At 53.4% G+C, this 13273-nt stretch carries 10 protein-coding genes; 8 read left to right on the top strand and 2 right to left on the bottom strand.

Translation table 11 applies throughout. The features are described from left to right. The first annotated feature begins 75 nt into the window (after nt 1–75). From NP77_RS21330 to NP77_RS21295, 8 genes are all read left to right on the top strand, one after another. Entirely contained in the window at nt 76–1326 is a 1251-nt protein-coding gene (locus NP77_RS21330; RefSeq protein WP_039661621.1) for an MFS transporter, read from the top strand. 538 nt (nt 1327–1864) lie between these two features. Further along, a complete protein-coding gene (locus tag NP77_RS21325; RefSeq protein ID WP_003848125.1) occupies nt 1865–2803 on the top strand; it encodes an omptin family outer membrane protease in 939 nt (312 codons plus the stop codon). Between the two features lie 248 nt (nt 2804–3051). Continuing rightward, complete coding sequence (locus tag NP77_RS21320; protein ID WP_039661620.1) at nt 3052–3615, top strand: hypothetical protein; 564 nt, start codon at nt 3052–3054, stop codon at nt 3613–3615. A gap of 674 nt (nt 3616–4289) precedes the next feature. Further along, nucleotides 4290–4778 carry a (2Fe-2S)-binding protein gene (locus NP77_RS21315; protein ID WP_008924558.1) on the top strand — a complete coding sequence of 163 codons (489 nt, stop codon included), beginning with the start codon at nt 4290–4292 and terminating at the stop codon, nt 4776–4778. Then, complete coding sequence (locus tag NP77_RS21310; RefSeq protein WP_003848134.1) at nt 4775–5767, top strand: xanthine dehydrogenase family protein subunit M; 993 nt, start codon at nt 4775–4777, stop codon at nt 5765–5767. The genes NP77_RS21315 and NP77_RS21310 overlap by 4 nt, the downstream gene beginning before the upstream one ends. Continuing rightward, nucleotides 5764–8073: a xanthine dehydrogenase family protein molybdopterin-binding subunit gene (locus NP77_RS21305; protein WP_052250690.1), complete on the top strand. Its 2310-nt coding sequence runs from the start codon at nt 5764–5766 to the stop codon at nt 8071–8073. The genes NP77_RS21310 and NP77_RS21305 overlap by 4 nt, the downstream gene beginning before the upstream one ends. Nucleotides 8074–8168: 95 nt before the next feature. Further along, the gene (locus tag NP77_RS21300) at nt 8169–8735 is read left to right on the top strand and encodes an NTP transferase domain-containing protein (RefSeq protein WP_039661619.1); all 567 of its coding nucleotides are present in this window, start codon (nt 8169–8171) and stop codon (nt 8733–8735) included. Beyond that, complete coding sequence (locus NP77_RS21295; RefSeq protein WP_003848140.1) at nt 8732–9715, top strand: XdhC family protein; 984 nt, start codon at nt 8732–8734, stop codon at nt 9713–9715. Before NP77_RS21300 ends, NP77_RS21295 begins: the two co-directional genes overlap by 4 nt. Here the strand turns inward: NP77_RS21295 and NP77_RS21290 are convergent. Together NP77_RS21290 and NP77_RS21285 are read right to left on the bottom strand one after the other, a co-directional pair. After that, nucleotides 9704–10798: an ABC transporter substrate-binding protein gene (locus NP77_RS21290; RefSeq protein ID WP_164913101.1), complete on the bottom strand. Its 1095-nt coding sequence runs from the start codon at nt 10796–10798 to the stop codon at nt 9704–9706. The genes NP77_RS21295 and NP77_RS21290 overlap by 12 nt on opposite strands. A 34-nt stretch (nt 10799–10832) precedes the next feature. Further along, nucleotides 10833–12953 (bottom strand): TonB-dependent siderophore receptor, encoded by a 2121-nt coding sequence (locus tag NP77_RS21285; RefSeq protein WP_008924563.1) that lies wholly within the window; start codon nt 12951–12953, stop codon nt 10833–10835. Nucleotides 12954–13273: the final 320 nt, after the last annotated feature.

Below are 13273 nucleotides of genomic sequence, written 5' to 3'. Positions count from 1 at the left end.
AATAATCTTATTAATATTAAGGCTTTATGCACACTGCGTTGCGTAGCACTTACAGAAACAAAATAAGGATATTTTATGACGACCAGACCTGCGGCTGAGGAATGTACGGAAACAGGATTATTCCGGACGCTGAAATCTTTTCCGGCGACAGTTCATGCGCTTCTCTTTTTTACGCTGGTTATACGCTTTAGTTATTTCATGGCATGGCCGTTTATCGCCGTCATCATGACGCAGAATTATCATATGTCGCCGATCGCCATTGGTGTGGCAATGACCAGCAGTGCGCTGTTCTCGGTGGTGCTCGGCATGTACGGCGGGCAGATTTCAGACAGGCTGGGGCGACGCGTTATTCTGCTGCTGGGCTGCGGGTTTTCAGCGCTGGGGTATAGTCTTCTGGCGCAGGCCGCCGGGATGGGGCTGTTTATTATTGGCCTGATGATTATCGGCGTCTCCTTTGCGTGGGTTGATCCGCCGCTGCGCGCATTGATGAGTGATTTGCTGGTGGATCGTCGTCGTCGTGCGCTTGCCCTGCAAATGCGCTATTACCTTATCAACGTCGCAGCGGTATTCGGCCCGCTGGTCGGAATTGCATTTGGCCTGACATCGCAAAAGGGCACCTTTTTAATAACCGGGCTTACCTATATTCCTTTTTTCGTTTATGTGCTGCTGTTTATCCCCGCAGGAAAACTTGTGAAGGAGCAGGATGGAGACGGGGTAACGGTTAAACTGCATCAGGTTATCGGTATCATCGCGAGGGATAACATTTATATTGCGGGGCTGCTGTGCAGCATTTTATGCAGTGTTGTTTTTATCCATTACGAAGCTATTCTGCCGCAGTATCTCCTGTTACTGAATGGCGACGCCGCCATTAAGCTGATTACCCTGATACTGGTGACAAATGCCTGCACCGTTCTGGTCTTCCAGACGTTCATCATGCGGTTTCTGGCTACCGTTTCCCTGCCGAAGCGCATTCTTCTCGGTGGGTTTATTTTCGCGCTATCTCAGATCTGCTTTTTTAGTACACGCTCAACGGAGATATGGCTTTGGCTTACTGTGACCAGTGTCTTTAGTGTGGGCGAAGCGATTCTGATGCCAAATCTGAACATTTTACTTGATCAGCTGGCACCACCAGAGCATCGCGGTGCATATCTTGGCGCCTCAATGTTGTCGACGCTAGGGATCGCTGTCGGACCCTTGATCGGTGGGATAATGCTGGCGATGACCGGGGCGGGCGTTTTTATCTGTACTGCGTTGCTCAGCCTTTTACTCTGCGCAATCATCTACGCTTACAGAAACCGCATGCTCGCGCGCCTTAAGGATGCCTGATAGAAGGCGAGCAGGGCGCCGGGAATACGTGGCTTTCAGAGGCTACTGCAATTTAATAGTCTGCCGTAAGAGAAGCATGGAAACAGGGAATCCTAATTGCGCTTTATATCAAGATTCGCTCTTCAGCAGTGTCCCAACCTGAACGGTCACGCTGAGAATCAAGCCGCCTGGCCGATCATTAATCACTCTTTTGGCGGGAGGTCAGGAGACAGCATTGTGAATGACATCTTTCGGCATGAACGCCTGAGGAACCTGGCTTCCGCAGCTTGGCCATAACCCAGGCCGCCATAAAAGTGGGAATGGCAAAAATAATTAATGTTTCCTGATGACATGCCGATTAAGGAATTTGCCTTAACTGTTCAAACCTGCGATGGACAATGTGAGTTGTTAACAAATCTCCGACTTCACATGCACCATCGCGCAGGATTTCGTTTTTTCGGGGCTTCAGCCCCACAGGTGAGTATAGAAGTGCAGCTGTCATTGAATGAGAAGAATGGCGCTGCTGTACAAGGATTACCTTCAAGGAAATGGGATTAAAATGAAAAAAAGTACCGTTGCAGTGATGATGATGGCGACGCTGTCAGGCGGAGCCTGCGCAGATTCAGATCGGTTTTCACCGAATTTTTCTCCGGAAAGTTTTACTGTCTCGACGTCAGCCGGGATGCTGAGTGGCAAATCTCATGAGTTGGTTTACGACACAGAAACAGGCCGCAAAGTCAGCAAACTGGACTGGAAAATAAAGAATGTGGCTATTCTGAAAGGCGAACTATCCTGGGATGCATACTCATTTCTGACGCTGAATGCGCGAGGCTGGACTTCCCTGGCGTCCGGTTCCGGTCATATGGATGACTATGACTGGCTTGATGACAATCAGTCAGCCTGGACAGACCATTCATCTCATCCCCGCACGGATGTTAATTACGCCAACGAATACGATCTCAATGTTAAGGGCTGGGTGTTGCAAGGCGATAACTACAAGGCCGGGCTGACGGCTGGTTATCAGGAAACCCGCTTCAGCTGGACCGCCTTTGGTGGCTCATACAATTACGATAATGGCGCATCGACGGGTGATTTCCCGAGAGGTGAACGTGGCATTGGGTATAGCCAGCGTTTTTCAATGCCTTACGTTGGTCTTGCGGGACAGTATCGTATTAACGACTTCGAATTTAACGCATTGTTTAAATTCAGTGACTGGGTCCGTGCACACGATAACGACGAGCACTACATGCGCGATCTCACCTTTCGCGAGAAAGCGACTGATTCCCGGTACTACGGCGCATCAGTCGACGCAGGATATTATGTGACACCTGATGCCAAAATTTTTGCCGAATTTACTTACAGCAAATATGAAGAAGGCAAAGGCAGCACAGAGATCATTGACCGATTCTCCGGTGATTCAGCATCAATTGGTGGAGATGCCGCGGGTATCTCGAATAAAAACTACACGATCACCGCGGGTCTGCAATACCGATTCTGATTCGTCTCTGCACGCCATAAAGCGATTAAAAAGCTCTTTCGGGCTTTTTAATCGTCCTGATAATAAGGCCATCAGATAGAGAGTGCCTGCATGGCTTTTATGGCTAAAAATAGCTGGCTGAGTGAAATTTAAACTCACTTGGTCTGCGATTACGTTTAATTGCGCGATAAATAGAATTTTTTATAAATACCTTTAGTTTTTTATTCGCGGCAGGCGTCCAGAATCAGAATGTCAGGAAGATAAAATAAATGCATGCCATCACGAAATTTAAGAGAATAGTGTTAATATGCCCTGCTATTATCCTGGTGGGTTGTTCTACGCTTCTTCCCCTCGATTATAAAAATTACGAAGGTAAAGATGCAGCGACCGTAGTGGCCATAAATCCAAAAGGATTTGTGGGCACATTTTATCTTTCTGTCTATGAGAAGAAAGGCAGTTGTTATGACAGAACTGAGCGCTATCAACTTGAGTCAAATTTAATACCCTCTGCGGGTCACGTTATGACTGGCAAGGTAAAACCGGGCAGGCTCATGGCTCTTCAGCAGCTCAACACGATTAAAAGCGATTATGACGAAAAAGGAAAAAAAACTAAGCATCAGGAAACGTATTTACTCTCTCAATGGGTGCCATTTATCCCGCAGCCAGGAAAACACTACTTTATTGATACTGAATATGGTGTCCGGGAAATTTCGGCTGATTATGTCATCACGGTTAATTCAGATCGTGCCAAAATTGCTTCTGATTTTATAAAAAATCCTCAATATAACTGGGACGCCAGAAATCGTTGTCAACATCTTATCGGTGGAAGCTAATCAGAAAAAAGTCTGTGATTCTTTTACGTCAACGAAATGGTGAGTAATCAGCCTGTAGTATTACTATCCGAAAGGATAGAGCATTTCTGCACGCTTAACAGATAATATGGATAACCTTGAGATGACGCGTGTACATTTCGTTTTTCATACTGGTAATGACCCATTTTATCCCACCACAAATACTCTAAGCCACCAGGGGGCCAGAAGAGGAGCCTGATGTGTGTGCCAGGCGTTCAGGCACCTCATTGCCTCACTGAACCGAGAAAATGGCCATCTCGTAGCAGACTCAACGTTGCATATTCCGTCAGCGGATTCTGGCTTAAACAGGATTGTCGATTCAGGCAATTCCTGAGTGTTTAACTTTTTGGGAAAGTTAACAAGGCAGTTCCAGAAGTCTTCTGAACGACACATAGCAGCAAGTTAGAATTTAAAGCCCATAAAATCATAGAGATGAAATCGTTATGTTTTAACTTTTATAACGCTTTGATCTTCTTTTCACCTCAGATAACGCTGTCTTTTACCCTGATCTTCCCCGAATCGCCAAAAAGCTGCTAAACCTAAAAGCAGAGATACGCGTGTAAAGATTAGGGTTATCACCATTTCCCCGATTTCACTCCCGTCATAAAAATACCAATAAAAACCATCTTTTAGCCCACAACAATGGGAAGCAGACAATGTCGGAACAAATATCGCTAACAATGCAGGTCAATGGCCAGTCGCAGCAGATGCAGGTCGATCCGCGAGTCACCCTGCTCGATGCACTGCGCGAGCATCTGAACCTGACCGGCACTAAAAAAGGGTGCGACCAGGGACAATGCGGTGCCTGCACGGTGCTGATTAATGGTCAGCGGGTGCTGAGTTGCCTGACGCTGGCGGTCCAGGCAAATGGCGCTGAAGTCACCAGCATTGAAGGCCTGGCCTCTACCGAAGGTGAATTGCATCCGGTTCAGCGCTGCTTTATGGAAAATGATGCCTTCCAGTGTGGCTACTGCACGCCGGGCCAGATTATGTCCGCTGTCGCCTGTATCAAAGAGGGCCACGCCGGTTCAGATGATGAGATCCGTGAATATATGAGCGGCAATCTCTGCCGTTGCGGGGCTTATCCGCACATCGTCGATGCGATTAAACAGGCCGCTGCTGAGATGGCGAAGGAGTCCGCATGAATGAATTCAGCTGGAAAATCGCGCAGACGCCTCAGGACGCCGCATCCCTTAAACAGCAGTCAGGCAGTCAGTTGCTGGCGGGCGGCACCACGCAGCTCGATCTGATGAAGTGTGGCGTCTTCACGCCACCCCAGTTAATTGGTATCAGCGGATTAAGCGAGCTTAAAAATCTGCAGTTTGACGACGATAAAATTACGGCCGGTGCGCTGGTCACGATGAGTCAGTTGGCCGATCATCACGACTGCGAGCAGAATGCACCGGCAATCTACGGCAGCCTGTGGCAGGCTGCGTCTCCTCAGATTCGTAATATGGCGACGCTGGGCGGCAATTTACGTCAGCGTACCCGTTGCGCCTATTACCGCGATCCGGCGACCTTTACTGCCTGTAACAAACGCAATCCGGGTTCTGGCTGTGCCGCACTGGATGGCGTTAACAGCAATCATGCCATTCTGGGTGCCAGCGACAGCTGCATTGCGGTTTATCCCGGCGATCTGGCGGTCGCATTGGTGGCATTTGACGCCATTGTGGTCCTGCAGAATCAGCAGGGCGAAACCCGCCGCATCGCAATGGATGATTTCTTCCTGCTGCCAGGTGACACGCCTGATCGTGAGCACGATCTGCGTGATGACGAAATTATTGTGGCGATTGAAGTGCCGCAAACCGACTCTCTCCGGCACTCTCACTACCTTAAAGTCCGCGACCGCAGCTCCTATGAGTTTGCTGCAGCCAGTGCCGCCGCAGGCTTTACGCTGGAGAACGGCGTGATGCGTCAGGTGCATATCGCACTGGGCGGCGTGGCGACCAAACCCTGGCGCGTCAGGTCCGTGGAGCAGGCACTGGAAGGCCAGCCGTTTAATGAAGAGACAGTGTTCCGGGCCGCAGAACTGATTACCCAGGAAGCGCAGGCGCTGGCACATAACGCCTATAAAGCAAAACTGGCGCCGCGTGTCATTGCACGCGCGCTGATGGCAGCAGGAGAAATCGCATGAGTGACGTAAACGACCACGCGCCTCAGGATGCAGTGAAGGCGAACTCAGCTGCAGACAACCCGATTGAAGGGCTGGGCGCCGCTCGCACGCGGGGCGACGGCAAAGTGAAAGTCACCGGTGAAGCGCGTTATGCGGTTGAACATCAGCCGGAAAATCCGCTTTATGGCGTGGTGATCCAGTCTACCGTTGCCAGCGGTCGTATCAGCCGCATGTCAACCGACAAGGCGCAGCAGGCGTCGGGTGTGGTGGCGGTTTATACCCATCTGAACAGCCTGAAGATCAACAAACCTACTGCCATTGCAGATGGGGGCGCGGCGCAGTCAACCTACACCCCGATTCAGGACGATGTGATTATTCACAACGGGCAGAATATCGGTCTGGTGGTGGCAGAGACCTTCGAGCAGGCGACCTATGCCGCCTCGCTGGTTGAAATTGAGTATGAAACCTCACCCGCGCTGATTTTTGCAACTGATGAGGGCGTAGAGCCGAAACCGGTCTCGAAGCAGGATATCAACATGGGCGATGCGCAGGCAGCGATGCAACAGGCTGAGGTGCGTCTGAGTCAGCGTTACACCACGCCGCGCGAATACAATATGCCAATGGAACCGCACGCCTGTGTGGCGCAGTGGCAGGATGGACGCATCACTGTCTGGGAGCCAAGCCAGTGGGTCGCGGGCGCACAGGTGGAGATCGCCGAGTGGCTGGGCATTGAGGTTGAAGACGTGCACATCATCTCGCCTTATGTCGGCGGCGGATTTGGTTCAAAGCCAGTGCCCTATACCCACGTCGCGCTGGCGAGTGTGGCGTCGCGGGCGCTTAACCGCCCGATCAAGGTGTCGCTGACCCGTCCGCAGACCTTTACGGGTCTCGGCGGACGTGCTGCTACTTCTCAGCAGCTGGAGCTGGGTGCCTCGCTTGACGGCAAAATCCAGGCGATTATCCAGCGCAGCTTCAGTGAAACGTCACTGATCGACGAATTTGCCGAGAACTGCAGCAAAGTTACAGCGCGTATGTATGCGGTGGAGAACGTCTCCACTCAACATCAGATCAGGCCGATCAACACCGTTACACCGGGATGGATGCGCGCGCCAGGCGAAAACCCCAGCGCCTTTGGACTGGAAGTGGCGATGGATGAGATGGCTTATGCCCTGAACATCGATCCGCTGGAACTGCGTCTGCGCAACTGGGCAGACAAAGATTATCAGCTCGATCTGCCGTGGAGTTCACGCCGACTGAAAGAAGCCTATCAGAAAGGGGCTGAAGCCTTTGGCTGGGACCAGCGGATTATGACGCCGCGTTCAATGCGTGAGGGGCGTGAGCTGATTGGCTGGGGTATGGCCTCCGGCACCTATCCGGTCAATAAGCTGCCCGCAGAAGCGAAAATCATCCTGACGCCGCAGGGCAAATTTGTGGTGCAGTGCGGTGGTGCGGATATCGGCACCGGAACCTATACCATTCTGGCGCAGACTGCTGCCGACATTCTGGGCGTGGCCTCCAGTACCATTGAGGTGCAACTGGGAGATACCGAGTTGCCGCGTACAGGCGTAGCGGGCGGTTCGCAGCTGGCCGGCAACGTGACTGCCGCAGTGGACGACACCGCTAAACGCATGCGCGACCAGTTACTGAAGCTGGCAAGCGAGCTGGCTCAGTCGCCGCTGAAAGGGACACCGGCTTCTCAGCTCACCCTGAAAGGCGACGGCGTGCAGCATACTCAGCACAGCAACCTGGCCGTCTCATTCGCGCAGCTGGCGAGCCTGGCACCGTCGGAGAGTCTCACGGTGAAAGGCGGGACCTTCCCGGATGATATGTCAGAAAGTGAGCGCGATAAGATGGTCCGCAACCTCAATGATGGTACCCGTCCTGAAAAATTCTCTGCCCACAGCTGGAGCGCGCATTTTGTTGAAGTGCGGGTTGATGAAGACTTTGGCACGATTCGGGTAAAACGGATGGTCGCGGCACTCGACAGCGGTCGTCTCTACAACCCTAAACTGGCGCGCAGTCAGTGGATTGGCGGCATGATCATGGGTGTCGGCCAGGCGCTGATGGAAGAGGGCATTGTCGATCCGCGTAATGGCCGGGTAATCAATAATAACCTGGCGGATTATCTGGTGCCGGTCAATGGCGATATTCCTGACATTACCACCATCAATGTGGGCGAGCCCGATTTCGAGGCGACTACGATGGGCGGTAAACCCGTGGGTGAACTGGGTATCGTCGGCGTGGCGGCAGCGATCAGTAATGCGGTGTTCCATGCCACTGGCAAGCGCGTTCGCGACCTGCCGATTACGCTCGACAAAATTATCTGAGCCTGATTCTGACCGGCTGACAGCCGGTCGAATTGTCATTTTACGGGCGTGGGCTGGAGCCTGCGCCCGTTTTGCACGCTGAGCGGAGAAAGAGAGTGAGGATAGCGCTGGTCGTACTGGCCGCCGGGCTGAGTCGCCGTTTTCGCCAGCAGGCAGGCGAGCATAAGCTTCTGGCTGATCTGGAAGGCAAACCGGTGTTGCAACATACACTGGAGCATGCCGCTGCCAGCGGGCTTGACCTGTTCCTCGTCACGCGCCCCGACGCATCGGCAATTCACACGCTCTGCAGGCAGGCAACTTTAGTGCTGTGTAACAGCGGCGGACTGGGCGAATCGATCGCTGCCGGTGTTCACGCCAGCCGCGACTACGACGGCTGGCTGATTGCGCTGGGTGATATGCCATTTGTCACGGCGGAAAGCTATCGCGCCGTCAGCGCCGCGCTGGCGGATGCGCCTATCGTCAGGCCGTGGATTGAGGGCAGGCCAGGCCATCCGGTCGGTTTTCAGCAGCAATGCTATCCCATGCTGAGCGTGTTGCAGGGCGATGCCGGTCCGCAGGCGATGGTGAAGTCACAGGCGGTCAGGCTGCCACTTCATGATCGCGGTTGCCTGTGCGATATCGATCTCCCCGCTGATCTGCAGTTAATAAAGGAATTTTCATGATAACGCTGGATCAACGCGTGATTAATGCGGCATTGAGTAGTTGCCAGGCAGGTCAGAATGTCTGGCTCTGTACGGTGCTGCGTACCTATGGCTCTTCGCCGCGCGCGCCGGGCACGCTGATGGCAGTCAATGAAGCCGGAGCGTACTGCGGCTCACTGTCGGGCGGCTGCATAGAAGAGGATTTTCTGGCGCAACTGGCGGCGGGTGCTTACCGAGCCAGCAGTCAGCGTGTGCGCTATGGTGAGGGCGGAATTCGGCCTGACGTTAATTTGCCGTGCGGCGGTAGTCTGGAGATCGCCATTGAATATTTGCCGCCTGATGACGCTACGCTGGCATTGCTGAAGGCAATGCAACGCGCATTGAGCGGGCAACAGCCGATGGTGAAAATGATACGGCCTGGTGAACGCGCACAATGGGAAGTTATCGCCAGCGATCGTGTGCTGCCTGAGCTGGATGCCAGCGAGGCGCAGATGTTGCTGCCTGTTGGCGCGATACCGGAATTGCTGATCGCGGGCTACTCAACCGTAGCCTATGAGTGCATCCGGCTTGGGCAGATCCTGGGTTTTCATGTGCGGGTCTGTGAGCACCGCCCGGAGATGCTCTCAGAGCTGGAGAGCCACTTCAGCGGCGCGGACAACGTGACGCTGGTGTCACAGCATCCGGCGCGCTGGCTGGAGCTGAACGGGGCGCACGCTGCGGTAGCAATTGTGGCACTGACCCACGATCCGCGCATTGATGACCTGACGATGATGGAAGCGATTGCCACACCCGCGTTCTATATCGGTATTATGGGCTCGGTGAAAAACAGCGAGAAACGGCGCGCGCGACTCCAGCAGATCGCCGGTCTGGATCGGACGGAACTGGACCGCATCCATGCGCCCATTGGTCTGCCCATCGGCAGCAAAACGCCGGCGGAAATTGCGTTGTCGGTGATGGCAGATATCGTTCGGGTAAAAAATCGCGGACTGTCAGCGGCCTGATTCCGGTTTCACTTCGGGTGCCAGTCTGTAGAGGTAGCTGCCCGAATAGGGGATTGGCAGGAAATCACGGAACAGCTGCCGTAGTGTCTGTTCAGGATCGACGTCATGAAACAGCTGCGGGTAGAGCGTGGTCGCAAAGAATTCGGTTGCTACTACGTGCCAGGGACTGAGGTAAAAGTTGTGCCAGATAGCACCGGCATGACCGTCGCGCAGTGCGGTGAGCTGCTTCAGGGCATTCTGCTTACCTGTCAGTGCCAGCAGGCTCTGTCGGGTCTGCGCTGCGGTGACAGCGGGGCCAAGTTTTAACGCACCCACTTCATCTGCGCTGCCAGTGCCGGTAGCAAAGTAGTAATCCGGCTGAGCAGCGATCACAGTTTCCTCACTCAGCCGCCCGAACACACCTTTGATCTGCTCACTGGCTATATTTTTGCCACCCGCAAACGTCAGAAGCTCACCCAGATTGCCGTTTACCGAGGTGACACAACATTCACTGCGCCGTCCCAGGTGCAACTGCAACAGCACGGATGGCTTCGGGCCGTGATAACCCGCCAGACGACTCGCAATGCGCTGCATGTGGCTGCGGTAGAAGCGATTAAAGTCAGCCGCACGCTGGGGTTGATTCAGTACTTCGCCCAGTAGCGTGATGCTGCGCTCAGTATTTTTTAGCAAATCAACCCGCAGATCGATCTTCACCACCGGGATATTCGCCGCCGCGAGCATTTTCTCCAGTACCAGGCCGCTTTCACTGCCGCGTGCCAGCTGTGGCAGGATGACCACGTCAGGCTTTAGCGCGATAACCTGTTCGGGATTCATGTCATTAACGCCATCCAGGCCCAGTACCGGAATAGCGTCCATCTGCGGGAACTGGCGGGCAAAAATCTGCCAGGTCTGAGGATCATACTTTTTCAGATCCTGCGGCCAGCCAGCGATATTTTGCAGAGGATTGCCGGGTGTCAGCAGCGCAACGCTGTAGAGCATCCGGCTTTCACCCAGCACAATACGCTGCGGATGGTCAGGAATGGTGACCTGGCGACCGGTAATATCGGTCAGCGTGCGGGCGTGTACGCCCGCGCTGACCAGCATCACGCCGAGCATCAGCAATGCAGAACGAAGTGATTTAAAATTCAACACGGGCCTGTACCATCAGATTGCGGGTTTCGCCTTCACGGACGCGCAGATTGCCGCCGCTTGAGGTGTAATAGTGCTGGTTAAACAGGTTATTAATGTTCAGACGCAGCTCCGTTTTTTCGCCGAACAGGCGGTTTTTCCATGCGACGAAGCTGTCAGCCACCACGTAGTCGGGCAGGGTGAAGCTGTTGTCGGGATCGCCTGCACGACTGCCGACATATCGCGCACCGCCGCCGAGCCGCAGCGAGCCGGGCAGGCCGCTGACCTGCATTTCATGACTCAGGTAAAGCGCACCGGCATGACGCGGGGCATTCTGCAGACGGTTACCGTTGTTATCCGGATTAACCCGGTCACTGACAATTTCTGCCTGATCATAGCTGTAGTTCGCACTCAAATCCCAGCCAGGCGCAATTTCGCCATTCAGCTCAAACTCAGCACCGGTCGAACGGGCTTTATCAATGGCTCGCGTGCTGCCATTAATATTCAGCGACATCGACCTTTCATCGATACGGTAGAGCGCCACGGTGGCGAGGAGTTTCGGCGACAGCTGCCATTTGCTGCCCACTTCCCAGCTGGTTCCCTGCTCAGGTTTGCCGACGTTACCCTCATCATCCACATCCGTTGAAGGCGTGAAAGATTTGCTGACGCTGGTGTAGAAAGAGAGGTCAGGGGTAAGTTTGTAGATGACTCCCGCCTGCGGCAGAAACTTATTGCCCTCATCGTTCAGGGTTTCAATCTGCGGATTGAAGCCACGAGAGGCACGCTGCTCATAATGCTGATAACGACCACCCAGTACCACAATCCAGTCCTGTGTCAGTGAAATGCTGTCTTTAGCGTAAAGCGACCGGCTATGGATACGGTTCAGGTTATTAGCCGCAGCGGTGTTCTCTGTGCTGGCGTCTGTGACCGGCGACAGCATGTCATAGTCGGGATTGAAGTAATTGAACTGGCGATTGACCTTGCCCTGATACTGATGAGCACGATAAGTCTGGTTCATCTCATAGTCGGTGCCCGCCACCAGCGCGTGCTGCATCCCCAGGATTTCCGGGTTGCCCATCAGATCCCAGCTTACATATTTGGTTTTGTGGTTAAACCCGCGATTGGCATCGGCCCGACGTGTCACCACGCCGCTGGTGGCATTCACCGCCGTTACGCGCACTTCATTATTATCATATTGCCGCTGGTTCCAGCCAAGCGTTAACCGGGTGCGCCACTCATCATTAAACTGCCAGTCATAATGGGCATTCAGGGTTCTGTTATGGCCCCAGGCATGGTTAGCTTTATCATCCAGACGATCTTTGTAGCCAATATCAATCGGCTTGCCGTCGATAAACGCGGTGCCGCGATCGTAGGGAATATCATAGCGATAGTCCGCATAGCTGATCAGAAAGCTGGCCTGCTCGCCGAACCACTGCAGCGATGGCGCAAGTAGTGTGTGCTCTTCACTGCCAAAGTTGCGCCAGTAATCCTGATTCTGCTTTTCGGCGATTAGCCGGAAGGCAAAACCGTTGCCCAACGGACCGGTGACATCCACCGTGCCAGCACCGCCACCCTCACTGGCATACCGTCCGGTGACGCTGGAGTGCCAGTTATACTGCGGCTTTTTACTGACCACATTGATAACGCCACCCGGATTCTGAATGCCATACAGCAGGGAAGAGGAACCTTTCAGCACCTCAACCCTTTCAGTCGTCGCATCAAAATTGAGACCCTGGCTGCTGCGGATACCATCCCGGTAAATCGACCCATCGGCGTTGCTGCCAAAACCGCGCCGTACAAAGCCATCTTCGGTGCCTGCCAGCGTGTTCGCCTCCGAGACGCCACTGACAAAGCGCATCGCATCTGCCAGTGAGCTGGCCTGAAAATCCTCCAGTTGCTGCTGCGTGACCACGCTGACCGACTGCACCTCATCGAGTCGCGCGGTGGGCATTTTGCTGGCAACGCTGGTCTCGCTGGCGCTGTAATTTCCCTCTGGACTGGCATCCGCGGTCACGGTCATATCCGGTGCGCTGTCGGTTGCTGCACTGACCTGTGGCAGCATAATGCTGCCGAAAATCGCCATGACCAGAGCAGGGTGTCGGGCCGGATATCGTGTGTCTTTGTTTTTCATTTTTTTTCGTGTCTGTTACTGGCAGTTTCTGAAGCTAATACGCCCTGATGGCTGTCGGTCATGCAGGGCTTCCCTGGAGGTGGTCTGCAATATGCAGCGCTTTAAGCAGAGGAGAAGCACATCAGCGTTCAGACATCATGACGTTGCCCGGACGACAACACTTCTCATCTGTAATTGAGAATCATTCAAACATCAGGTAATGTAGTAGTAAACAAAATTTGAAGAGTTTTTACTACATTTTTATCGCGTCACTTTTTATAAAAAAACAGTTCAGATATGATTTTATATCATTGATAATAATGATTATTTATTCGTTATGG

This window comes from Pantoea sp. MBLJ3 (assembly GCF_000816655.1).
GTDB lineage: Bacteria > Pseudomonadota > Gammaproteobacteria > Enterobacterales > Enterobacteriaceae > Pantoea > Pantoea eucalypti.
This window is presented reverse-complemented; position numbering and strand designations above follow the sequence as displayed.

Bases quoted from the DNA above. Each gene is read 5' to 3' on its own strand.
- NP77_RS21330 (WP_039661621.1), top strand. From the start codon at position 76: ATGACGACCAGACCTGCGGCTGAGGAATGTACGGAAACAGGATTATTC.
- NP77_RS21325 (WP_003848125.1), top strand. From the start codon at position 1,865: ATGAAAAAAAGTACCGTTGCAGTGATGATGATGGCGACGCTGTCAGGC.
- NP77_RS21320 (WP_039661620.1), top strand. From the start codon at position 3,052: ATGCATGCCATCACGAAATTTAAGAGAATAGTGTTAATATGCCCTGCT.
- NP77_RS21315 (WP_008924558.1), top strand. From the start codon at position 4,290: ATGTCGGAACAAATATCGCTAACAATGCAGGTCAATGGCCAGTCGCAG.
- NP77_RS21310 (WP_003848134.1), top strand. From the start codon at position 4,775: ATGAATGAATTCAGCTGGAAAATCGCGCAGACGCCTCAGGACGCCGCA.
- NP77_RS21305 (WP_052250690.1), top strand. From the start codon at position 5,764: ATGAGTGACGTAAACGACCACGCGCCTCAGGATGCAGTGAAGGCGAAC.
- NP77_RS21295 (WP_003848140.1), top strand. From the start codon at position 8,732: ATGATAACGCTGGATCAACGCGTGATTAATGCGGCATTGAGTAGTTGC.
- NP77_RS21290 (WP_164913101.1), bottom strand. From the start codon at position 10,798: ATGCTGGTCAGCGCGGGCGTACACGCCCGCACGCTGACCGATATTACC.
- NP77_RS21285 (WP_008924563.1), bottom strand. From the start codon at position 12,953: ATGAAAAACAAAGACACACGATATCCGGCCCGACACCCTGCTCTGGTC.